Consider the following 23,403-nt stretch of genomic DNA (forward strand, 5'->3'; position numbering starts at 1 on the left):
TAACGTTCACTTTTACCCAGTGGTTATGAGAAAAACAATTCTTTGGATACTGTTCATACTTATTCCTTTCATGTACACAGTATTTATGTGTATATGACATTAAGTAATTAAAGTAATTGCTTTAAGGTTATAAGAGTGGCTTTGCTTATTGCTCCGTATTCAGCATAAAAAAAGCCAGTTTAAAACTGGCTTTTAACTATTTAGCTGTATTTCTTCTCCTTCTTTATTAAGGAACTTAAATTCTATGATTGCCATTGAAGTGTCCTTTTCAAGCGTAATCCAGCGCTTGTACTTTAAATACCACTTCATACGCTGCGAGATGAAACCCTGTGTAAAATACGCATAGAGGTATGGATGCACAGCGAGAACAAGGTTCTTCTCGTTTTGTTTTGTAACGAGATGCTCAATATTCTTCTCGATAAGATCGGAAACAAGTATTGATGCAGAGATCTTACCGGTACCATTACAAGTTGGGCAAACTTCTTTCGTAGCGATATTCATTTCAGGACGAACACGCTCGCGAGTTATTTGCATCAACCCAAACTTTGAAAGCGGGAGGACGGTAGACTTAGCTTTGTCGTCCATCATTTCCTCCTTCATCACTTTATAAATAAGCTTTTTATTATCCTGGCTCTTCATGTCAATGAAGTCCACCACGATAATACCGCCCATGTCTCTTAAACGAAGTTGCCGAGCAATTTCCTTAGCGGCCTCTACATTTACAGACAAGGCTGTTGTTTCCTGGTTCTCTTCGCGGTTAGACTTATTTCCGCTGTTTACATCTATTACGTGAAGTGCTTCAGTATGCTCGATTATTAAATAACCTCCTCCTTTTAAACTTACGGTTTGTCCGAAAGCAGACTTAATCTGTTTTTCGATTCCGTAATGTTCAAAGATCTTGGCTTTTCCATTATAGAGCTTAACAATCTTCTCTTTGTCAGGAGCGATGGTCTTGATATATGATCTAACTTCATCATACATCTTTTTATCATCGATATGAACGTTATCGAAGGATTCGTTGAGAAGATCCCTTAATAAGGAGGATGTTTTATCCAGCTCGCCGATGATTTTTTCTCTTGCATTGCCTGTAGGGAGGCGTAACATGCCATCTTCCCAGGTCTTTACCAGATTTCTTAAGTCTTTATCGAGCTCAGCTACCTCTTTGTTTTCCGCTACTGTGCGGATGATCACGCCGAAGTTTTCCGGTTTTATAGATTGAATGAGACGGAGCAGACGCTTTCGCTCCTCGCTGCTGGTAATTTTTTTAGATACGCTTACTGCATTAGAGAAAGGCACCAATACCAGGTATCTTCCGGCTAATGACAACTCACAGGATAATCGTGGCCCTTTTGTTGAAATTGGCTCCTTAACAATCTGAACAGGTATTAACTGATTCTTAGAAAGTTGTTGTGTAATCTTTCCATGCTTATCAATATCCGGTTCTGACTGAAATTTGTCGAGTCTTGCACCATTAATTTTTTTAGCCCTGACCAGTTTGGTAAACTTTTGAAGTGAACTAAACTGAGGGCCAAGATCTAAATAATGAAGAAAAGCATCTTTATCATAACCTACATCAATAAAGGCGGCATTTAAACCTGGCACTACTTTCTTAACCATGCCAAGGTAAATGTCACCTACGGTAAATTTGCTTTCCTCTGATTCCTGGTGAAACTCTACCAGCGTCTTGTCTTTAAGAAGGGCTATACGACATCCGTCTTGAGTGCTGCTAATGATTAGTTCATTACTCAAAACACAAAATGGTTAAGTTTAAATATGATGTGTATAGGAGCTCACAGATTTCTCACATCCGGAAACCTGTAAGCATCTAAAGAAGAAGATTATTTCTTCTTATGTCTGTTTTTTCTTAGACGCTTCTTACGCTTGTGCGTTGCCATTTTGTGCTTTTTTCTTTTCTTTCCGCTAGGCATAGTAATGTTTTAATTTTTTTCTGCCAACATAGGCAGGTTGTTAACTATTATTTTAAATCCTTTAAATAAGAATCTACTGTGGCCTGAACAGCTGGATCCTTATCCATTTGTTTTACTTTCTCGAACTGCTCTCTGGCCTTCTGTTTGTCACCGATATTCATCCATGCAATACCGAGTAACAACTGGCCCTGTATGTGAGAAGGATTTACAGAGATTAATTCTGATAACCTTTCCACCGCTCTATCATATTGACCTGATTGAATGGATAGCATACCCATGTTAAACAGCGCCAACTGATTTTTTGGATCTTTAGCAAGTACTTCTCTAAGCATCGTAATTCCCTGCATAGGACTTTTTGAGCTTAGGTAGGTCATGGCCATTTTTGTTTTTACATCCAGGTTACCAGGTTCATCTTCCAGCACCTTTTTGTAAAACTCCTGCGCCTTCACAGCATAACTTTGTTGCTTTGAAGGGTCTAAGGCCAGTGTATAAGCCTGGTAATAATCGTCACCTGCTTTTACCTTGCTTTCCGTATTATTAAAGAACTTCGATGCCTCTTCAGCGAACCATGCAGCACTGTCAAAACGGCTTGCCTTTCGGTATAGCCCTGCTAAAGAGTCGGCAAAGATAGCATTTTTTTCATTCTGTGCATTCCCAGACCAAATCCTCCTCAATTCCTTTATACTCGCACTCACTTCCTTAGGTGCTTCTGCATGCTGTTGGATATGGGAGACAATGGAATCTGAAGTTGTGTCTGATCCAATAGCCCGTTCATTTTCAACTACCGCTTTTGGCAATTGAAATATGATAAATATAACTACAACAGAAGCTGCAATAAGTAGAACCCTTGTTTTAAGCATAAAAAGATGGTGTGCTATAAAAATTCAGGCTCATCCTTGCAAATTCTTTTCAGCCAACTGTTTTACTTTCTCGCTGTTTTTGATCTTATTAATGAAAATCTTGGCGGGTTTAAAACTTGGGATATAATGTTCATCAATTACAAGAGCCGTATTGCGTGAAATGTTACGGGCAATTTTTTTCTTTCTTTTTTTATTGATGAAACTGCCGAAACCTCTGATATAAATGTTATTTCCATTTGACATGGAACTCTTAACTACAGTGAAAAACGCTTCAACAGACGCTGTAACATCAGCCTTATCCACTCCTGTTTTTTCAGCTATCTCATTAATTATATCTGCTTTGGTCACGGTGCTATATTTAAGTCTTAAAAAATTTCGGGAGGGCAAATTTAGTGGCCCCTGTCAGATTAAAAAATGAATATTGAAAAAATTGATTATCAAGCGGATGGACAAACGCTATTTCTCGGATAAAATCGTTGAGTGGTACCAGGAAAACAGAAGAATGCTTCCCTGGCGGCAGACAAAAGATCCGTATAAAATATGGCTATCTGAAGTCATTCTGCAACAAACGCGGGTTAATCAGGGCTTGCCTTATTATTTAAGGTTTACAGAAACTTTTCCGACTGTAACTGCTCTTGCCAATGCCTCAGAACAAGAAGTGCTTAGGTTATGGCAGGGTTTAGGATATTACTCTCGTGCCCGCAATCTTCACAAATGCGCTAAAGTTGTAAGTAAAGATCATCATGGCACTTTCCCAAAAACTTTTGAAGAACTAAAAAAGCTACCAGGAATTGGTGAGTACACTGCTGCTGCTATTGCTTCCATTGCTCATTACGAAGCCGTAGCTGTAGTTGATGGGAATGTTTTCAGGGTTTTAAGCCGGATTTTTGGTATAGATACGCCAATTAACACAACGGAGGGCAAGAAAGTATTTGCAGAACTGGCAAACAAGCTGATTCCTGAAACCTCGCCAGACATTTATAATCAGGCGGTAATGGAGTTCGGTGCAATGTATTGCGTGCCTAAAAATCCTTTATGCGCTGAGTGTATTTTCAAAACACAGTGTACGGCTTACGAAAAAGGACTACAGAATTTACTTCCTGTAAAAATTAAAGGAAAGGAAAGTAGAAAGCGATACTTCTATTATGTAGTTATCCAAAAAGGTGAGAACTCATTATTGATGAAAAAGCGCGTTGAAAAAGATATTTGGTTTGGCTTGTATGATTTTCCTTTAATTGAATCCACTAAACCAATCCGTGCAGATAAAGTTATAGAAAAAACGACGGCATTATATCCAATATATAGAGTAAGTGAGTCAGTTACAGTTTCCGACCTCTACAAACATGTACTCACACACCAAACTATTTTTTGCAAATTCATTATCATAAAAACTTCTCGAAATATGCCGGCGCCTGAAAAATCGATGAAATTCTATTCATTATCTAAGGTGGGCGACCTACCGAAACCTGTTCTTATTTCTAAGTTTCTTAAAAAATCATATCTTTTGTAGTTGTCAGAACGATTGGTACTTTTGTTTTTACACGTTATTAAAAAGCAATTAATAAACAATTTATATGTCAGGAGTTAATAAAGTGATTTTAGTCGGCCGGTTAGGTAAGGACCCGGAAGTTCGTAACCTGGATAGTGGTGCTACTGTAGCCAATTTCACAATAGCTACATCAGAATCATATAAGGATAAAACTACGGGCGAAAAGAAAGAAATCACAGAGTGGCATAATGTTGTTCTCTGGAGAGGCTTAGCTGAAATTGCTCAACGATATTTGCACAAAGGTGACATGGTATATGTAGAAGGAAAGCTTCGCACCCGCTCGTGGGAAAAGGATGGTGTAACACGCTACACAACCGAAGTTATTGCCGACAACATGACTATGTTAAGTACGCGCGGAAGCGGTGGTGGATACAACAATTCCGCAGATATGGGATCTCGCAGTTCTGAACGTGCAACGGAAAGTTACAGCGCTCCCGCTGATAGCGGCACCGATGATCTGCCGTTCTGATGTTTCACTAACTCAATAACACCTTGGACGAACCTCCCAGTTATAGTAAATACCTGACTTTATTTTTCGGTGACAACCTACTGTATTTATTCATTACAGTATTGTTAGTTCTGATGGCGGGTATTGTATCGGCTACAGAGGCTTCTTTGTTTTCGCTAAAACAAGAAGACCTTGAAAAGCTAAAGAATCAGAAAAAGCAGAAAGTAGTAACTAATTTGTTAGACCGACCACGCCTTGTAGTTACAGTTCTTACAGCCTGGAAGTATGTGATGCTGATTAGCGCTGCAGTAATGTTTACCATTGCTACGAGAATTCCACATGAAGTGGGTATTATATCCTTCACATTGTTGCTCACAGTAGTATTTGCTTTTTTCAGTGTGATCATTCCAAAAATTTACGGTACATCAAACAGCTTGCGCATTGCAGGCTTGTTTGGTACCATAAGCAATAAACTCGTTACTATTACCGCGCCTTTTGTTAATCCTTTTTTAAGGATGTCTAATAAGATTGAGCGCAAGCTGGAATCTGTTGCAGCTGAAAACTCAATTAAAGAACTGACACAGGCACTGGAACTTGCTGCTGTAGATAAGCATGCAACGGATGACCAGAAAGAAATACTTGAAGGTATTGTAAACTTTGGAACGCTTACAGTAGAAGATGTTATGCGCCCGAAGAATGAAATTAACTCTATAGATATTTCATTGAACTTTCATGATCTTCTTATATATATAAAAAAGTCGGGCTACTCCCGAATACCTGTATACGAAGATAATGAAGACCGGGTGAGGGGCGTTCTTTACATAAAGGATTTGCTCCCATATCTTAATGAGAGCAAGAGTTTTGAATGGAGAAGCTTTTTGAGACCTCCTTACTTTGTACCACAAACAAAGAAAATCGATTTACTTCTTAAAGACTTCCAGGAAAAGAGAGTTCACATGGCTCTTGTAACGGATGCCACAAACGCAATTGTTGGCCTTATTACGCTTGAAGATCTCATAGAGGAAATTATTGGAGAGATTCATGATGAGTTTGATGAGGTAGGAGGTTACTATAAGAAAATAGAAGACAAAACTTTTATAGTAGATAGTAAAATACCTGTTTCAGAATTCTGCAGAATTATGGATGTTGATCAATCTGTTTTTGATAATGTAAAAAGTGAAACGGAAACACTTGGGTCGGTACTTCTTGATATACAAGACGACTTGCCTAGAAAGGGAGACCAGATTACAGTAGATCCTTTTACATTTATTATTGAAGCCGTAGATCACAAACGAATCAAAAAAATTAAGGTACTCATTCATGAAGAGAAGGAGAGACAATAGGCATTGGGCAGTGGGCATTAGGCATTGGGTATTGGGCATTGGGTATTGGGCAGTGGGCACTGGGCAGTGGGTAGTAGGCAATGGTCAATGGTCAATGGTCAATAGGCAATTGGTAGTAGGCAGCAGGCAGTGGGCAGTGGGCAGCAGGAGATGGGTGGTTGGTAGTGGCTTTTCGTTTTCTGCTTTTTGCTTTTTGCTTTTTGCTTTCAGCTTTCTTACAGCTTGTGAGCAGAATTATCTACCTAAACCTTTGGGTTATAACAGGCTTGAACTTCCTTCGCCGGAGTATCGGTCTTTGCCAGATACGCTTCCTTATACATTTGAGTATTCCAAACATGCAAGGCTACTTGATGACACTACTGCCATTAGTGAGCGATACTGGATTGAAATTTTTTATCCTCACATAAAATCCAATGTTCACATTACATACAAGAAGCTGAACAACAATGAAAAACTTTTACAGGAATTTATCAAGGATGCTTATACACTTACAGCTAAGCATCAAATAAAGGCATACGCTATAGACGAAGTAATAGCTACAACTCCTTCAGGAAAAACTGCAGTAATTGCCGAATTGCAAGGCGATGTACCCAGCCAGTTTCAGTTTACTATAACTGATTCGGTTGACAATTTTTTACGTGGTGCTTTATACTTTAACACACAGGTAAACAATGATTCACTGGCGCCTGCCATCGATTATATGAAGAAAGACCTTATGCATATGATCAACACACTGCAATGGAAGAGACCTGCTAAATAAATCCTCCGTTCTGTATTCCCTTTTCGTTATTTTTTAGTATATTAATTGACTCTTCCTGGCAGTCTATCCTGCAAATAGCCATTTTTATTTCCTGTTTCTTATCTGCTTTTGTAAACCACCAGTGGCAACCTGGGCAGGAGGCCGGCACTGTGCACGGAGTGTGGAGGATATAGCTGTAAAAAGCCGCAAGAAGCCGTGATATAGCCTGACAATAGGATTTGAGGAAGTACCTGATCTTAAAAAAAATAGATTGGAGGTAGCGATTGACAGTATTTGTCACAAGGGGTGGTTTATTTTGTGTCTAAAAACAAGATCTATGGCAATATTACGGACAGAATCTATCGTTCAGGGCTTTAGTGGCGCTGTTGGCAACCTCGTGCTGAGGCAAGTAGGTGGTAAGACCATTCTTTCCAAAGCGCCGGCCCGACCTGGAAAGCAAAGTGAACTGCAGAAGGAGAACAGGCAAAAGTTTAAGATGGCCTCTATTTATGCGAAGACTATCTTAAAAGATCCGAAGAAAAAAGCATACTATCAGCAAAAGGCTAGGAAACTAAAATTGCCCAATGCCTATACTGCGGCGATTACGGATTACATGCGAAAAGGCGAGATCAGGGATATAGATACCCGAAAATTTAAGGGCAAAACTGGCGATGTGGTTGCTATTAAAGTGCATAAGCAGGATTTTACTGTAAGCGAGGTTAGGGTGAAAATACTTAACGCCGCAGGCGATTTATTGGCTTCTGGCGTGGCTAAGCGAAAAGATACCGGCCAGTTTAGCTATAAGCTGACCACGAACATTGGTGATGTAGACAAGGTACGGATCAAGGTAGTGCTGGGTGGTTTTTTGCAAGATGAAATTTCGAAGGAAGTAACTGCATTTCTATCGCGGTAGCAAATAAGGGATGAAACCCCGGGTATTCATTAGGAACAGAAATGCATCCTGCCTTCGTACTTTAAAGTATCAGGTTTCTTAAACTGATCTTTATTCAACAGCTATATTCAAACGGGTTTCCTTTGTATACTTGTGTATGCTATCCTGTAAGTATTCTAAATTTTCTTTGCCTAAAAATATAACGTATCTCAACTGCTCCTATTTATCGCCGTTGATGAAGAGCGTTGAGAAGGCAGGTATCAGAGGTGTTCGCAGAAAGCGTAATCCAATGGATATTACGCCTGAATCATTTTTTACAGATGCAGAATTACTTCGCGAACAGTTTGCAAAACTTATCAATGCATCAGATCCTAAGCGAATTGCTATTATTCCTTCGGCATCGTATGGTATCTCTACTGTTGCAAAAAATGTTGATATAAGGAAGGACCAACATATCATTGTTGCAGCAGAGCAATTCCCCAGTAATTTTTATCCGTGGCAGGCCTTATGTGAAGAGCGAGGTGCAGAGATTAAAGCCATAGCCCCTGAACCCGGTTTGACTGGCAGGGGAAAGAAGTGGAATGAAAAAATACTGAATGCCATTAATGCACAAACGAAGTTGGTTGCTCTTGCCCATACACATTGGGCAGATGGAACAAAGTTTGATCTTGAAGCAATTAGGAAAAGAACAACTGAGGTTGGCGCTTTGCTGGTTATAGACGGAACACAATCTGTTGGTGCCTTACCCTTTGATGTAGAAAAAATAAAACCTGATGCATTGATATGTGCTGGTTATAAATGGTTGTTAGGGCCTTATGGAATCGGTCTTGCTTACTACGGGGAGAACTTTAATAACGGCAAGCCCCTTGAAGAAAACTGGATTAGCAGGTTGAACAGCGAAGACTTCTCCAAACTTATCTCTTACGAAAAAAATTATCAGCCAGGAGCTTTAAGATATGATGTTGGCGAAAGAAGTAATTTTATTCTTGTGCCTATGATGATAAAAGCGCTTTCGCAACTCAACAGATGGCATGTAGAAAACATACAGGAGTATTGTGCTTCAATAACAGCTAAGGCTATTGACAGATTAAAGGAAAAAGATTTTTGGGTAGAAGATGAACAATATAGAGGTGCACATCTTATCGGTGTTAGAATACCCAAAGAAATGGATATCGAGAAATTAAAACAGACCCTTCTTAAGAATAAAGTATATGTATCTTTCAGAGGTGACGCCATTCGCGTAGCACCCAACGTATACAATGATGAGAGTGACTTGAAAAAACTGGTGAAGGTGCTTACAGCACAAACTAAATGACGACAACTACAACCAGACAAAGCTCTTTTATAGGAGGAGTTTTAATTTGTTTACTCGGTGCTGTATGCTTTTCCACCAAAGCAATTCTGGTTAAGCTTGCTTACCGCGAGACATCAGTAGATGCAGTAACATTACTTGCACTGCGCATGCTTTTCTCATTACCATTCTTTATTATTTCTGCTATTGCCTCATCGCGTAAAGCAGATAATGTGAAATTTACAATATCACAGTGGGCATATGTTGCTTTGATTGGATGCCTTGGATACTACATCAGTAGTTTGCTTGACTTTCTGGGACTTCAGTATATCTCTGCGGGTATAGAAAGGCTTGTTCTTTTTATCTATCCTACCTTAGTATTGTTAATGTCAGCACTAATCTTCAAGGAAAAGATAAAGACAAAACAGTGGGTCGCGGTGCTGATTACTTACATTGGTCTTTCAATTGCTTTTCTTGGGGAGATAACTTTTCAAGGAACACATGATCGTGATTTCTATATCGGTTCCCTGCTCATCTTTGCCTGTGCTATTACCTATGCGATGTACATTGTAGGCAGTGGCAGAATTATACCGCAGGTAGGTGCTGCCAAGTTTAACAGCTATGCAATGAGCTTTGCCTGTGCTGGTGTGCTTATTCATTTCTTCATCACGAGTAAGGAGTCATTAATAGGGCTTGAAACAGATGCCTACTTATACGGATTTGTAATGGCGGTACTTTCTACTGTAATACCTTCTTATTTGGTAGCGGAAGGAATTAAACGAATTGGATCTGACAATGCTGCCATTGTTGGTAGTGTTGGTCCGGTATCGACCATTCTTCAGGCTTATATTTTTCTGCAGGAGCCTGTGTTTGCATTGCAGATAGCAGGAACGATACTGGTGCTTATTGGCGTGCTGCTTATTGGAAAGAAAAAGTGACGCAACCTTACTCCATTTATTCGTAACTTGATGTAGAAAACAAGTCCCTTACATTTACTGTATGATCAAAAGCTTTTATATACGAACTGCATTGGGCTGTATTTTTTTATTCAGCTCGCTCGTTGTGCTTGGGCAGAACAAGCATTACACGTGGGTGTTTCTCAATAAGAATCTGCAAGCTGATACGTTATCTAAAGAAGAGACCTCGAAACTAATGGAAGGCCACATGGCAAACATTAACAGACTTGCCAGTGAAGGGAAGCTTCTTGCTGCAGGACCGTTTGACGGTGGCGGCGGAATTTTTGTGCTTAACACAACAAGCACAGAAGAAGCGAAGACGTGGCTTAGTAGTGACCCGGGTATAAAAGCAAAGCGATGGCAGGTTGAGTTGTATGATTATCAGCCGCGGGTTGGTGCGATGTGTAAAGTAACAGAGCCGTATGAGATGGTTTCGTATAATTTTTACAGGTTCGATGCCATTATCAGTAAGTCGACAGCAAGTACATTTCCTCAGATTATACGAAAGCATAATGACTTTATTAAAGAATTGGTAAAGACCGGTAATGTGATAACGGAAGGGATATTTGGCGACAATGATGGAGGCATCTTAATTATGAAGGGCGATGTTGATCTGTTTGTATTGCAGTCAGACCCCGGTGTACAAGAAGGTTTGCTGGAATTAACAGCGAAGAAACTTTATATAGCAAAGGGAAGTTTTTGTGAGAAGTAGGGAGTATAAACTGACCAGATACATCAGGACCATTTTTGCAAATTGGATCAGCCTTCTCCTACACTTGTGGAAAAAAGAAAACTGAAAAGCATAAAAATTATTTATCTTTGGAATAGAGCACACAAGGCATTATTATGGATATCTCAGTAAAGAAAATAGAACTGATTGAATGGCTGGCAAGATTGCAAGATGAGTCGTTGATTGAAAAAATTGAAATGTTAAGGAAGGGTTCCATTAAAGATATTTATGAGCAAAGGATACCCAAAACAATTGAAGACCTGGAAGAAAAATTGGACCGATCGGAACAGAATATAAAAACAGGGAAGGTCTTTTCACAAGAAGACGCAGAATCATTCTTTAAAACGAAATTTGGGAAGTGAAAAAGGTTCGTGTTGTTTGGTCAACAGAGGCATTAGTTGATCTCGAATTTATTTATGATTTCTTAGTAGAACATTCTCAACCAGCCGCACGAAATATAGTTGAAAAATCCTGTCAAGAGTAAGACAAATAGAATCGTTCCCTGAATCAGGTCCGATACAACCAACATTAAAAAATAGAAATAAAGTATATCGTTATCTAGTTGAAGGAAATTACAAAATCATCTATAGCATTGTAGATCAGTTCGCCTATATCGAAACAGTTTTTGATACGTGATATGATCCAGATAAGTTAAAAGTATAATTTAACACTTCCTTGTCACCGGCATGAAATAAAGAACTTATCCTTTGATTTGCACTGGTTGGATTGCCTGAAAAGCTCTACCTAAAGGTGCAATCATTTACCCTTCAGTAGTGGCTAGTGAGCTTTGGTTATCGATGGTGTAGGACGACTCGAGGTTGAACTCTTTGAAAACTTGCCAGATTCTACCGGTGTGTTTAAGAAGCGCAAGACGATCGGCAATGAATTCTGCTTTGAAGTCTTTCTTCTCAAATTCCTCCCAAGCGTTTTTAAAATTAGGCTTCTTCAGGTCGCGAAAAGCCAACGTAAGATGAGGATGAAATGCCTGCTCCTTATAATTAGCATTGAAGATATTAAACTCCTTCTTACAAAAGCGTTGAATTGCTTTTTGAATTACCTCTAATGCTTCACTCTTAACAACTTCAATAAAAATCACTCGCGGAGGAAAGGCGGAAAAGTTATCGAGACAAACTTTTATTGGATCAAAACTCTTTGTAAACGTCTCTAACTTTTGAACCAGCTCGTTTTCCTTTGCCTCCTTCCAGCGAAAGGGCATGTGCAATGTAATATGCGGTGGTGAGTTTAATGAAGCTTTACTGTTATAGTGCTCCTTAAAATGGTTTTTATACTCCAGGGCCTGATCGTATATAGGCTTAGGAGGTATCAGAGCAATAAAATAAAGCTTTGTCTTCTCGTCACTTTTTACCTGCATAAATTCTCAAGTGCGGCTTTTACATCCTTAAATTCGAAAACAAAACCCGCTTCTAATAATCTTTTTGGAAAAACTTTACGGCTTTTCAATATTAATTCCGTTTCCGTTCCTATAAAAACTGCACCAACTTCTAACAACCATTTTGGTGCCCCTAATCCTACAGATATCTTCATCGATTTTCGAAGGGTATGCATAAATACGTTATTAATAACAGGGATGGGTGCTGCTATATTATAAGTACCTTTCAGGCTGGGATTATTAATCAGGAATTCTATAGCTCTGCAAAAGTCCCATTCATGCACCCAACTAAAATATTGTTCGCCGTCTCCTTGTTTACCACCCAAGCGAAGCTTAACTAACTTAATCAGCGGATTCAGAGCTCCTCCGGATTTACCAAGCACAATAGATGTTCTTATGATAATTTTTCTGGTTGACGGGAGAGTAAATTTGTTGAAGGATGCCTCCCATTGTTTACAAACATCCATGCTAAAGTTGTTACCAATCTCTTTGCTATCTTCAGTTCTGAATGACAAGTGTGAAGCTTCATAAATTGTAGTAGACGAGGAATTTATCCAAAGTTTTGGTGGTTGCTTGCAGCTTAGAATGGCTTCTCCTAAAATGTTGGTTGAGTTTAACCTTGAGTTATAGATAAGCTGTTTGTTTTCTTTTGTGTACCTGCAGTTTACGCTTTTACCAGCCAGGTTGATTAATACATCAGCATCTTCCAGCTCATTCTTCCAATCACCCAAAGTCTCACCGTCCCAATATTTCCAAAGTACATTTACCTTAGAAGGTAATCTGCTTCTTGATAACAAAACGATATTGCACTTATTCCTAAAATAATCTGTGAGTACAGTACCAAGAAAACCACTTGCTCCTGCTACTACAATTTTATGCATACATTAAGAGTTTAGGTATAGTTTCACTTTCAGCGATGGCTTTTATTAAAGCATTTCTCCTGGTAAGCAAACTCTTCATATATTTCCTGAGGATAACCCAATTGAAAAGCGCTCCTATAAAGCCAAAAGGGACTGTATAAACAAACTCATCGATCAGCAATGTTCTTCCGTTATCACTCTTAAGCTTATGAACATGTTCCATGGTTTTAAATGCGCCCTTTAGCATTACATCTTTAAAGTAAAATGGTCTTTCCATTTCTGTAATTGCTACGGTAAGGTGTTGTCTGATCATAAAGTGAGTCGCTTCCCATGTTACAAACTCTCCTTTTTCTATTAGTCCTGTTGTGCGGCCATCAATTGCTATTTCATTTGTTTGTTTTGTTGAGAGTTGATGAAGTTCAATACTTCTAGACAGGTCAAAACAAATTTCTATTGGAGCACGAATTTCTGTTTCGAGTGATATGACAGTCTCGTTCATAAGACTTAAAAGCTGATGTGAGGCAAAAACCGATTACTGTCTTTCTTAGCTATGAAAACACACCTCCACGAAACAACATAATAATATACAGCAAGAGCCCACGATGGCAAAAATAGAAGCACATTAGTTGGAGACACGATGTGTATGAAGCTTGTAACAACGTAAAGTAGGATAAGATATGTTATTGCTGCGATGAGATGCGTGCGCTTTCTCTTCCATTGATTTGTTCGAAAGCTTACTGAAATAATTGAACTCAGCATTTGCCATATTCCGATAAACAATTGTAAAAAAATCACGGCGCCAAAAGGCCAGTCGTTATCACCAATTGAAATTAACCCAATTCCAATACAGGCTAATAAGATGAGGGTTTGACCAACGACATCAATGTATTTCATAATACAATATATTTAGAAGTTTCAATAAATTGTGAAAGTATAGACCAAAAAAATATTACTTCATCAGTTTCAAAAGATTATTCCAAAACCAGCTTTCTTCCGCCTTGATAAACGTCTCTAACAAACCATCTGACTTCTCGGCAAAGTTTTTCAATTCCTTAACCACCTTTTTAAATTCCTTAGCCTCTTCTGTTCCGTCCGCCTGTACGTCATTTACCTCACGAAGTACTTTTAGAATGGGCTCCAGCTCACGCTTTCTTCTTTCTTTTGCAACCTGGCGAGCCAGAGCCCATATATCCTTTTCAGACTTAAAGTATTCCTTTCTCTCTCCTGCAATGGATATTCTTGATATTATGCCCCAATCGAGTAAGGCCCTAATGTTCATATTAGCATTACCCCGGGAAATAGAAAGCTCATCCATAATATCTTCAGTAGACAAAGGTTTAGGAGATATCATTAATAAAGCATGGATTTGTGCCATGGTTTTATTTAAACCCCAGCTATATCCGAGATTGCCCCATGCTTGTATTAATTCTTCTTTTGCCTCTGTGTACTTCATATACGCATCAAAGATAATAATGTTTCTAAACTTTCAATAGTTATTGAAAGTTTTTTTAGTCCTTAAAGGTTCGCCATCACATACTCGATCATTTTGGTATACAGGTGATGCCTTGTTTTACCACCTGGAATACTATGGTTTTTGTCAGGATAATAGAATGAATCGAACTGCTTTCCTGCATTGATCAACGCCTCCTGAAATACCACAGAATTCTGAAAATGCACATTGTCATCTGCTGTTCCATGAATCAATAAGAATTTACCTTGTAAGTCACCAGCAAAAGTTAAAGGTGAGTTTTGATCGTAACCATCGGCATTCAATTGCGGCGTCTGTAAATATCTTTCTGTATAGATGGAATCGTAAAATCTCCAGTTTGTAACCGGAGCCACGGCAATACCCATCTTAAATACACCGCCTCCTTTAGTCATTGCCAATGATGACATATAACCGCCATAACTCCATCCCCACACCCCCATTCTACTTTCATCGATATAAGATAAGGAGCCGAGATATTTAGCGGTTGTAATAATATCTTCAAGCTCATATTTGCCATTTTGCTTATAAGTAACTTTCTTGAAAGCCTCGCCTCTTGCCCCAGTACCACGTGAGTCTACTATTGCTACAATGTATCCCTTTTGCGTTAGCATTTGATGGAAGTAAAAATGACTTCCTCCCCAGCTATTGGTTACATTTTGTGAGTTAGGGCCACTGTATTGGTAAATAAGAACAGGATATTGTTTTGTGGAATCAAAGTTCGCAGGTTTAAGCATTAGTCCGTTTAAAACAGAGCCATCAGATGCTTTTACAGTATAAAAACTTTTAGGTGAAAGGCCATACTCTTTTATTGCCGAGGTCAGGCTCTCATTTTTCTCAAGAACCTTAACTAATGTGTTTCCTTTGCTTCGGTACAAAGTGGCAACTGAAGGCTGCGAAGCAGAAGTATGATGATCAATATAGAATTGGAAATCTTTACTCATATTAATAGCATGGCTTCCCTGGTTCTTGGTTAACCTCTGCTTCTTTTTGCCATCAAAAGAAATTGAATATAAATGTCTTTCCAGGGGAGAAACTTCTGTTGATGAGTAGTAAAACAATTTTGCTTTTTCATCATACCCTAGAAACTCATATACTTCAAACGCACCTTTGGTTACCTGCTTTACTAAACCACCTGCCATTGAATACAAATAGAGGTGCTTATATCCATCGCGTTCGCTTGAGTGAATGAAGTGTTTTCCATCCTTTAGATAAGTAAGATCATCAATAAATTCCAGGTCTACATATGCATCTTCCCTTTCAGTAAGCACGATTGATGACTTTCCTGTGTTTGCATTGGTGTGTATAAGATCGAGTTGATTCTGCAGCCGATTTAATTTTCTTATTGATAAAGTATTAGGGTCGTTAGTCCATTTGACCCGGGGAATATAGAAGTCCTTATCAGTTCCAAGATCAGCTTTAACTTTAGCGTTGGTTGTGATGTCGGTAATCCAGATTTCTACAGTTGAATTTGTCTCACCTGCCTTAGGATATTTGAATTTATAATCTTCTGGATACAACTGTCCCTTATTCCACCTTTGTAGATTATATTCCTTTACTGCAGACTCATCAAACCTGTAGTACGCCAGCTTCTTGCTGTCTGGCGACCAATAAAAACCGGTGACAAAACCAAATTCTTCCTCATAAACCCAGTCGGTACTTCCATTGATAATTGCATTAAATTTCCCGTCGTCAGTTACCTGGGATTCTTTCATGCTTGCCAAGTCAACATAGAAAAGGTTGTTATCACGAACGAATGCCACCTTGGCACCATCAGGAGAGAGGGTGGCATAAGATTGTCTTCCTGTTGAAGAAAGTTTTTTTACGGTCTTATTTGTAAGATCATAAACATAATATTCGCCTGTATAAGACCGTCTGTAAATCGGCTTTGAATCAGTAAGAATTACAATTTTTTTCTCGTCTGCGCTAAGGCTATAATCTTCTATTTCAATTTTTGGATTTAATGTAGTTCCGTCTACCAGCGTTTCTACTGCCTGACCAGAAGTAATATCATATTTTATTACTTTGTTATCTGCCAGTGCTGAGTAGAATTTGCCATCATTCATCCAGTTAATTCCGGTTACTGTTTTCTGATAGAATGTTGGTTTTGTGGTGAAGTCATCTACTGTAATTTGTTTTTGGGCCGATGCCGTTAAAACAAAAAACAGGGAAACCATTAAACTAGTTATTAATTTTTTCATGAAGATCAGGTTAATGAATTGGCGCAATTTTTACAATATTGGCGAATATTCAAAAGTAAATTAGTAGCAATGGCAGTATATGATTTGATAATAGTCGGCGGAGGACCAATTGGATTAGCCTGTGGTATTGAAGCGAACAAAGCCGGTTTAAACTATCTTATCATAGAAAAAGGATGCCTTGTTAATTCTCTATATAACTATCCATTAAATATGACCTTCTTTTCAACATCTGAAAGGTTGGAAATTGGAGGCGTTCCGTTTATTTCACACGGTCCTAAACCTAATCGCCTGGAATCCCTTGAGTATTATAGAAGGGTATGTGACACCTGGAAGCTTAATATAAACCTGTATGAAAAAGTTATAGGGGGAAGAACAAGAGATGGTGTCCATCAAGTAGAAACAACGAAAGGTATGTATTCCTGTAAGGCACTTGTGTTAGCGCTAGGCTTTTATGATTTGCCATTTCTGTTAAATGTGCCTGGGGAGGAGTTGCCCAAAGTAAGACATTATTATGACGAGCCGCATCCTTACTATAAACAAAAAATAGTAGTAGTTGGTGCTGCCAACTCAGCTGTAGACGTAGCGCTTGAAACATGGCGCAAAGGAGCCGAGGTCACAATGGTGATACGAGAACAAGGTATTCGGGACAGTGTTAAATATTGGGTAAGACCTGATATAGAAAACCGAATAAAAGAAGGGTCCATTAAAGCATATCTTAACTCAGTTATTACACGAATTACAGAGCATGCGGTTGAAATACAAACTCCTGATGGAATTGAAGAAATTCAAAATGACTTTGTTTTGGCGATGACAGGTTATCAACCACCCTTCGAATTTATGAGGTCCTTAGGAATGGAGTTTCAGAATGATAAGGATCATACTCCTGTGTATGATGAATTAACAATGGAAACTAATGTTCCAAACCTTTATCTCGCAGGTGTTGTATGTGGTGGACTAAAAACGAACAAATGGTTTATTGAAAATTCAAGAGTACACGCTGAGCTTATTGTGAATGATCTTCTTAAAAAAAGACAAGTGCATTAAACCGTTTCGGCTACTATCTTAGCATCAATCACTATCTTGAACTTAAAAGTTACAGGGGCTGACAATGTTCCTGTGAACAAAAGGTTGAACTTTTTATCAGCTTTTAATAGAGCAGATAGTTCCTTCAATTCACTCTCGTTTGCTGGTAGCGTAAATGAAACGGCATTCATAAAGGCGGACGTTATATTAAAATCTTTTACTTCTGCCAACAAGACTTTGGATGAACTCTTTATATAAAACAGGGCACCGGAGGTATTTACTTTTAAAGCTGAGGATTTAAATTCCGTTATCTCAAACGTAATTTTTCTTATTTCAAAGTCCTTAATTTTATTACTAAACCGGGCAACTTCAGGATTCTTTGCGGCTTCAATATCAATATTTTCCTCATAAGATATAACGCCTTTATCAGACCTTGATCCTTCAATAACACCTTCTTCGACAATTTCCCCATCAAAAGTAACATCGTCTACCTTATCAAAAAGATCGCATCCAGAAATTACAATAGAGGTAATTGCTATTAATAGCAAAGAAAAAAAGTGCCTTTTAAGCATCAACTGTGGGGTTAGGGCATCTTATAAATGTAAATGACAGAAAAAATTTAACATTTATACGAAATAATTAAGAATGGAAACCACCTGATTTAAATAACTTCTTCCGAAAAGGTTAACATGAACCAGTAGCGGATACAACTTATAAATTTCCAGCCTTTCCTTATAACCTGGTGGCAGAGGGTAAACGGTATTGTACTCGTTAACGTAGGACACGTCGAACCCGCCAAATAGCGTAGTCATGGCCAGATCTGCTTCACGGTTTGCGTAACAAACAGCAGGGTCGATAAGGCAAGGATTACCATTTTCATCAACCATGAGATTGCCGCTCCATAAGTCGCCATGTATTAGTGCCGGCCTTTCATCGGTAAGTAGCGATGGGAGTTTTAAAAATAGCTTTTCAAAGTTCTTAACAATTCCAGTGTCAACGAGATTATTATTTAATGCAAGGTTGAGCTGCACCTTTAGCCTCTTCTCTATAAAGAATTCTATTCCATTTAAAACTGGGTGGTTAACCTGCTCAAGCGATCCAATGTAATTATTATAGGCCAGACCGAAGTACGTATTAGAATGAAGATGGAGTTCAGCCAGCTTTCTTCCAAACTTCAACCAGAAGTACGGATTTTTCGGTTGACTATTCACGTAAGAAAGAAGGAGATATTGATACTCACCAATTGCGTTATGGCTTATTACTTCAGGAATTGTAAAGGTGTTTGTTCCGCTTAAAAGTTTTAGTCCCCGCGCCTCTGCTTCGAACATTCCTGGAAATGTAGTAGCGAGATTCCATTTTAAAAAAAGGTCTCTGTTAGAAGTCGTTAGCCTGCCTCCATTATTAATACATCCTCCTGCGGCAGGGGAAAAATCTATTACCGTGATTCCTTGACTATTTAATATACCGACGACCTCCGGAGGTATGACACTTCTCACGTTATTACTTTTCAAAAGAAAGATCAAATTTTACTCCGAGATAGAAGTTACGGGTGGCTGCGGCGTTGAAATATCGTCCGCCAAAAGCATTTAAGTCATTACCTAGACTATACTTTTCATCGAAAGCATTATCAATACCGGTGTATATATCAATGCCGTTCTTACCGATACTTGACCTGTATCCTATTCGCGCTGCACCTATTTTATAGGGTCTCGCAAAAATGGAATTGTCATCATTTAAAGGGATGTGATCTACATAATTGAAGGAAAAATTGCCATAAACTTTGTTACGAATTACAACATCAAGGCCAGCAAAAAACATGGTAGGAGGAACACCGGTGAGCTTGTTTCCTGTTAAATCGGAAGTATTGCTGACGTAGTCCTTAAATCGGTAGTGATTGTAAGAATAACTGCTTCTTAGTTTTAAATTTGAGATGAATGAAGTTTTACTTTGAAGCAACGTCCAATTAAGTGTTGTCTCTAAACCTCTTTGTTGCGTTCTACCTGCATTAACGAAGTATTCTGGTTCTCCAGGCAAAGAAGCATCTCTTCTTATTACAATCGTCTCATCCAATTTAAAGTTGTAAGCAGTAAATTCATAATATAACTTTTCATTGAACAAGTTTCCTTTAACTCCTGCCTCAATGTTCGTTCCTTCTTCAGGGTCAAGACTGCGGTCGAAAATTTGCCTGGAAGGAAAAAGCTCTGCTATGGTAGGAGGAGAAAATCCCCTACTCATGCTAGCATATAAGGATACACTCTCATTTACTTTACCAAGGACCGCAATACGAGGAGTAAACTCTGCTGAAAAATTTCTTGTATCGTTTACTACTACTGGAAGTAATGAATTATATTCAACGCCAACAAAATTAGCACTTGCCCCAAGTGTGAGATAAATTTTTTCTAGGTATGAAAACTCAGCCTGGCCAAATACCAGTCCAATACGCGACGATAAATCTGAGTCCGATGTTATATCTCCACGAACGCCGAAATTATTTTGATACACTTTTATTGGAGAGCTGGATAGTTGTAATTCTCCTCCGCCGGTAATGTTAAAATTAAAAGCACCAGTCTCAACTTTATACTTTGCTTCCGTACGCACGCCAAAGTTTTTCTCTTTTCGTGCCTCATAATTTCCAATTGCAAAGTTTCCAAAGTCTGTTATTAAAGTATACGCGCCGGTGTTCAATGAAAATCTTTCGTTAAATGTTGCAGCATGAGAAAGGCTGCCAAAAAAAGTTTTGTTATTAACAGAGGCATTTTGCTCAACTGCTCCTCGAGAAGGACCAGCTGCGGGCCTGGCCTGTTTTGGGTTAGCATTAAACTGTGCCAGCGTTAGCCCTCCTGGTGTCTCATAAAAGAGATCACTGTAAAGAATTGTAGCTGACAAAATGTTATTTTTATCGATTCGAAAACTCAAATCAGTATTAAAAGTATTTCTTCTTAAACCCGACTGTTCGCGATAACCATCTGACTGTTGATGGGTAAACTGCGCACGTCCTGAAATGCTTTCATTGCGAAACTGTCCCGAAACACTGTATCGCTGCAAACCATAGCTACCTGCTAATGCAGATACGCTGACCTGATCGTTCCTTATTATAGGTCTATTAAATAGAATGACGCCACCAGTACCTGCTCCATACAAGCTTCCTCCCGGACCTTTTATTATTTCAATGTTTCCAACTGAAGCCAAATCAATTAGGTTAAGATATGTATTCCCGCCGGCGTCAGTAAAGGGAAGACCATTCCAATAAACCTTAACATTACGAACTCCGAAAGGAGACCTGAGAGAACTTCCTCTAATTGAAAACCTGTAACTACCCGGGGATCTTTCCTCCATCCGTACACCAGCTACAGTATTAATTACAGGAACGATTGAGGTATTATTGAAGCGTTGTAAGTCTTGCATAGGAAGGTAGCCAACAGATGCTGCTACATCTTTCAATGGCCTTTCAGTTGCATAGGCTTGAATTACTACTTCCTGCAATGTAGTATCCTTTGAAATTTCCTGTGTATAGGCCGTTGTTGTAAAACAAATAAACAGAAGAAGGCCGTAAATGTTTCTCATGGTACAATACTATGTGAAAAAAATTTGGCCAATAAGGAGGTTTAAAGATTTTTATAATCTTATACTAAAAATGCCACTTGATACAGCAATCATAATTGCAACTGCTATACCTAAGATTAGTAAGATTTTACGTTTGCTAAACATTGAAGTCACTTCGATTGGTACGATATAGACTCGTAAAGCGAGCTTGTGGTTGCAAAGCATATGTTACAATTTGTTATTGCACAGGTCTTAAAAACAAAAAGCCACCTAACAAATGGTGGCTAGTTGTCCTCTCCAAAAATATATCTTTATTAATTCAACAGCTTGTCGAAAGTGTTTGTAGCAACAAAGTGATAGTTTGATCTTGCTTTTGAATAGATAACTTTCGCTTTTTGTTTGCCCTGCTCGGTTTTGATCAACTCATTATAAATGGGACCAAGGAATTTTCTTCTTCCGGTGTTGATAAGAAATGCTTCAATAACAGGATCCATTCTCTGATAATTGTTCCGGATAGCGATGACGCTCCATGCACTTATAATTTCAGCATTGCCGGACTGGGTAAATTTACCAAAATTATCTATTGATTGCATCTGTTGTTGTGATAAAGTATCAGGAAGATTTTTTAAAAAATGCAACCATTCCTGCGTAGTCCAATCACCTGCCTTACTCTTATCCAGGTTTTGTTCTGCATTCCATCCCGCTATGACTACATCAACCTTCTTGAAACGATCTGAACTTGGTCTTGGACAATTTTCCGGCACTCCTTCAGAAAAAATCCAGGACTGAAAGAGTTGATCATCGAATGCTATATTAAATTTCTTCTGATAATATTCTTTAATGTAAGTCATGAAACCTTCTGTATTCATTGACTTAAAACCGTTATCATAAAAATAGTCCTTTAAGAAGGTATCGAACTTGTCTTTACCGTATTTTTCTTCAATTGACCTAAGGAAAAAGTATCCCTTAACATAAGCTACTTCTGTCACGCCATCATCAGGATTTCTGTCGTCCAGATCAAGCTTAAGTTTAGTATCCGCATGCAGCCCTGCTTCATTCAAATCTTTTATTTCGTTATGGAGGTCCTGCAGATTAAGGGAGGCCAGCATTTCTGCATGGTCTTTTCCGTATAATTTCTCCATGATACGCGTTTCAAAATAAACAGTGAAACCTTCATTCAACCAGAAGTCGTTCCAGGTAGCGTTGGTAACAAGGTTCCCAGACCAGCTATGCGCAAGTTCATGTGCTATAAGTGATGTTAGCGATCTATCTCCTGCAATAACTGTAGGCGTAGCAAATGTTAATCGAGGATTTTCCATTCCACCAAATGGAAAACTGGGAGGAAGAACCAGAACATCGTATCTATCCCATTGATAAGGACCATACAATTCCTCAGCACCTGAGATCATCTTTTCAAGATCTGCAAACTCCCATACCGATTTCTGTAGCATGGATGGCTCCGCATAAATTCCGCTTCTGTTACTAATTGCCTGAAATTGGAGATCGCCAACAGAAAGTGCGAGAAGATACGAAGGAACAGGCTGTTTCATTTCAAAATGATAAACGCCTGTTTCGTTTTTCTGTTGAGGGTTAGAGGCACTCATTAAAGCGAGAAGATCTTTCGGCACTGTAACATCTGCCTCATACGTGAAACGTACGCTGGGTGAATCCTGGCATGGAACCCAACTTCTTGCCAAAATAGCCTGCGACTGTGTAAATAGAAATGGAAATTTTTTTCCAGCAGTTTGCTCTGGCGAGAGCCATTGCAATGCTTCTGCTCCGGGACTAGTAGTATAGCTAATGTTAATTGTTTTAGTATATGGCTTGATCATCACAGCCAAAGCTTCTCCTAGTATTGAATCTCGTTCAGCAATTTTAAACTCCGTAGGTTGATCATCATCCAGCGTTACCTTTGCTATTTTGATATCTTTAATGTCGAAAATGATAACATCGGCATCTTCAATTGACTCTATTGTCCACGAAGCAACAGCTGTTATAATTTTGGTAGAAAAATCTATTGTCGAGGTCCATTTTAAGTGCTTTACCCGTGCCTCTTGTGGTTGAGAAAATGAGTGTGGGTCTGTAGGCTTAAATGTTTTTTGCTCCATAGTTTTATTAGTAGAACAACCTGCAACCAAAAAAATAATGATGATGGCAAGGAATC

The 23,403-nt window shown here is 38.8% G+C and carries 23 protein-coding genes; 10 read left to right on the plus strand and 13 right to left on the minus strand.

Features of this window, described 5'->3' with window-relative positions; genetic code table 11:
* Positions 1 to 192: 192 nt before the first annotated feature.
* From KK060_RS07130 to KK060_RS07140, 3 genes are all read right to left on the minus strand, one after another.
* Positions 193 to 1,749, minus strand: a complete 1,557-nt coding sequence (locus KK060_RS07130) for an Rne/Rng family ribonuclease (protein ID WP_254153015.1) — start codon at positions 1,747 to 1,749, stop codon at positions 193 to 195.
* A gap of 226 nt (positions 1,750 to 1,975) precedes the next feature.
* Positions 1,976 to 2,788, minus strand: a complete 813-nt coding sequence (locus tag KK060_RS07135; protein ID WP_254153016.1) for a tetratricopeptide repeat protein — start codon at positions 2,786 to 2,788, stop codon at positions 1,976 to 1,978.
* Positions 2,789 to 2,818: 30 nt separating this feature from the next.
* Positions 2,819 to 3,136 (minus strand): HU family DNA-binding protein, encoded by a 318-nt coding sequence (locus KK060_RS07140; protein ID WP_254153017.1) that lies wholly within the window; start codon positions 3,134 to 3,136, stop codon positions 2,819 to 2,821.
* Between the two features lie 73 nt (positions 3,137 to 3,209).
* Here KK060_RS07140 and mutY point away from each other — a divergent pair, with 73 nt between their 5' ends.
* The 9 genes from mutY to KK060_RS07185 all read left to right on the plus strand — a co-directional run bounded on the left by mutY (position 3,210) and on the right by KK060_RS07185 (position 11,098).
* Positions 3,210 to 4,298 (plus strand): A/G-specific adenine glycosylase, encoded by a 1,089-nt coding sequence (gene mutY, locus KK060_RS07145; protein WP_367397469.1) that lies wholly within the window; start codon positions 3,210 to 3,212, stop codon positions 4,296 to 4,298.
* A 64-nt stretch (positions 4,299 to 4,362) separates the two neighbouring features.
* Positions 4,363 to 4,806, plus strand: coding sequence for a single-stranded DNA-binding protein (locus tag KK060_RS07150; RefSeq protein WP_302180026.1), 444 nt, complete (start codon positions 4,363 to 4,365; stop codon positions 4,804 to 4,806).
* A gap of 23 nt (positions 4,807 to 4,829) precedes the next feature.
* Positions 4,830 to 6,128 carry a gliding motility-associated protein GldE gene (gene gldE / locus KK060_RS07155; RefSeq protein ID WP_254153018.1) on the plus strand — a complete coding sequence of 433 codons (1,299 nt, stop codon included), beginning with the start codon at positions 4,830 to 4,832 and terminating at the stop codon, positions 6,126 to 6,128.
* Positions 6,129 to 6,321: 193 nt separating this feature from the next.
* Complete coding sequence (gene gldD / locus KK060_RS07160; protein WP_302180028.1) at positions 6,322 to 6,888, plus strand: gliding motility lipoprotein GldD; 567 nt, start codon at positions 6,322 to 6,324, stop codon at positions 6,886 to 6,888.
* Between the two features lie 316 nt (positions 6,889 to 7,204).
* Positions 7,205 to 7,780: a hypothetical protein gene (locus KK060_RS07165; RefSeq protein ID WP_254153019.1), complete on the plus strand. Its 576-nt coding sequence runs from the start codon at positions 7,205 to 7,207 to the stop codon at positions 7,778 to 7,780.
* A 214-nt stretch (positions 7,781 to 7,994) separates the two neighbouring features.
* Positions 7,995 to 9,074: an aminotransferase class V-fold PLP-dependent enzyme gene (locus KK060_RS07170; protein WP_254153020.1), complete on the plus strand. Its 1,080-nt coding sequence runs from the start codon at positions 7,995 to 7,997 to the stop codon at positions 9,072 to 9,074.
* Positions 9,071 to 9,988 (plus strand): DMT family transporter, encoded by a 918-nt coding sequence (locus tag KK060_RS07175; protein ID WP_254153021.1) that lies wholly within the window; start codon positions 9,071 to 9,073, stop codon positions 9,986 to 9,988. The genes KK060_RS07170 and KK060_RS07175 overlap by 4 nt, the downstream gene beginning before the upstream one ends.
* Before the next feature lie 61 nt (positions 9,989 to 10,049).
* Positions 10,050 to 10,718 (plus strand): YciI family protein, encoded by a 669-nt coding sequence (locus KK060_RS07180; RefSeq protein ID WP_254153022.1) that lies wholly within the window; start codon positions 10,050 to 10,052, stop codon positions 10,716 to 10,718.
* 134 nt (positions 10,719 to 10,852) lie between these two features.
* Positions 10,853 to 11,098, plus strand: a complete 246-nt coding sequence (locus KK060_RS07185; protein ID WP_254153023.1) for a hypothetical protein — start codon at positions 10,853 to 10,855, stop codon at positions 11,096 to 11,098.
* A gap of 398 nt (positions 11,099 to 11,496) precedes the next feature.
* On the opposite strand, the gene KK060_RS07190 is transcribed toward KK060_RS07185, so the two are convergent.
* The 6 genes from KK060_RS07190 to KK060_RS07215 form a co-directional block, all read right to left on the minus strand.
* The gene (locus KK060_RS07190) at positions 11,497 to 12,108 is read right to left on the minus strand and encodes a 2'-5' RNA ligase family protein (protein ID WP_254153024.1); all 612 of its coding nucleotides are present in this window, start codon (positions 12,106 to 12,108) and stop codon (positions 11,497 to 11,499) included.
* Positions 12,099 to 13,007 (minus strand): TIGR01777 family oxidoreductase, encoded by a 909-nt coding sequence (locus tag KK060_RS07195; RefSeq protein WP_254153025.1) that lies wholly within the window; start codon positions 13,005 to 13,007, stop codon positions 12,099 to 12,101. Before KK060_RS07195 ends, KK060_RS07190 begins: the two co-directional genes overlap by 10 nt.
* Positions 13,000 to 13,485, minus strand: a complete 486-nt coding sequence (locus KK060_RS07200) for an SRPBCC family protein (protein WP_254153026.1) — start codon at positions 13,483 to 13,485, stop codon at positions 13,000 to 13,002. The genes KK060_RS07195 and KK060_RS07200 overlap by 8 nt, the downstream gene beginning before the upstream one ends.
* 5 nt (positions 13,486 to 13,490) lie before the next feature.
* Positions 13,491 to 13,880, minus strand: coding sequence for a hypothetical protein (locus KK060_RS07205; protein ID WP_254153027.1), 390 nt, complete (start codon positions 13,878 to 13,880; stop codon positions 13,491 to 13,493).
* 55 nt (positions 13,881 to 13,935) lie between these two features.
* Positions 13,936 to 14,439: a GbsR/MarR family transcriptional regulator gene (locus KK060_RS07210; RefSeq protein WP_254153028.1), complete on the minus strand. Its 504-nt coding sequence runs from the start codon at positions 14,437 to 14,439 to the stop codon at positions 13,936 to 13,938.
* 62 nt (positions 14,440 to 14,501) lie between these two features.
* The gene (locus KK060_RS07215) at positions 14,502 to 16,673 is read right to left on the minus strand and encodes a S9 family peptidase (RefSeq protein ID WP_254153029.1); all 2,172 of its coding nucleotides are present in this window, start codon (positions 16,671 to 16,673) and stop codon (positions 14,502 to 14,504) included.
* Between the two features lie 69 nt (positions 16,674 to 16,742).
* On the opposite strand from KK060_RS07215, the gene KK060_RS07220 reads away from it, so the two are divergent.
* The gene (locus tag KK060_RS07220) at positions 16,743 to 17,717 is read left to right on the plus strand and encodes a YpdA family putative bacillithiol disulfide reductase (RefSeq protein WP_254153030.1); all 975 of its coding nucleotides are present in this window, start codon (positions 16,743 to 16,745) and stop codon (positions 17,715 to 17,717) included.
* On the opposite strand, the gene KK060_RS07225 is transcribed toward KK060_RS07220, so the two are convergent.
* The 4 genes from KK060_RS07225 to KK060_RS07240 form a co-directional block, all read right to left on the minus strand.
* A complete protein-coding gene (locus KK060_RS07225) occupies positions 17,714 to 18,268 on the minus strand; it encodes a hypothetical protein (protein ID WP_254153031.1) in 555 nt (184 codons plus the stop codon). The two genes, KK060_RS07220 and KK060_RS07225, sit on opposite strands and share 4 nt — an antisense overlap.
* Positions 18,269 to 18,322: 54 nt before the next feature.
* Positions 18,323 to 19,192 carry a fructosamine kinase family protein gene (locus KK060_RS07230; protein WP_254153032.1) on the minus strand — a complete coding sequence of 290 codons (870 nt, stop codon included), beginning with the start codon at positions 19,190 to 19,192 and terminating at the stop codon, positions 18,323 to 18,325.
* A 4-nt stretch (positions 19,193 to 19,196) separates the two neighbouring features.
* The gene (locus tag KK060_RS07235; protein ID WP_254153033.1) at positions 19,197 to 21,260 is read right to left on the minus strand and encodes a TonB-dependent receptor; all 2,064 of its coding nucleotides are present in this window, start codon (positions 21,258 to 21,260) and stop codon (positions 19,197 to 19,199) included.
* A gap of 293 nt (positions 21,261 to 21,553) precedes the next feature.
* Positions 21,554 to 23,347 (minus strand): M1 family metallopeptidase, encoded by a 1,794-nt coding sequence (locus KK060_RS07240; RefSeq protein ID WP_254153034.1) that lies wholly within the window; start codon positions 23,345 to 23,347, stop codon positions 21,554 to 21,556.
* Positions 23,348 to 23,403: the final 56 nt, after the last annotated feature.

Origin of the sequence: Chryseosolibacter indicum (assembly GCF_018598585.1) — a bacterium.
GTDB lineage: Bacteria > Bacteroidota > Bacteroidia > Cytophagales > Cyclobacteriaceae > Chryseosolibacter > Chryseosolibacter indicus.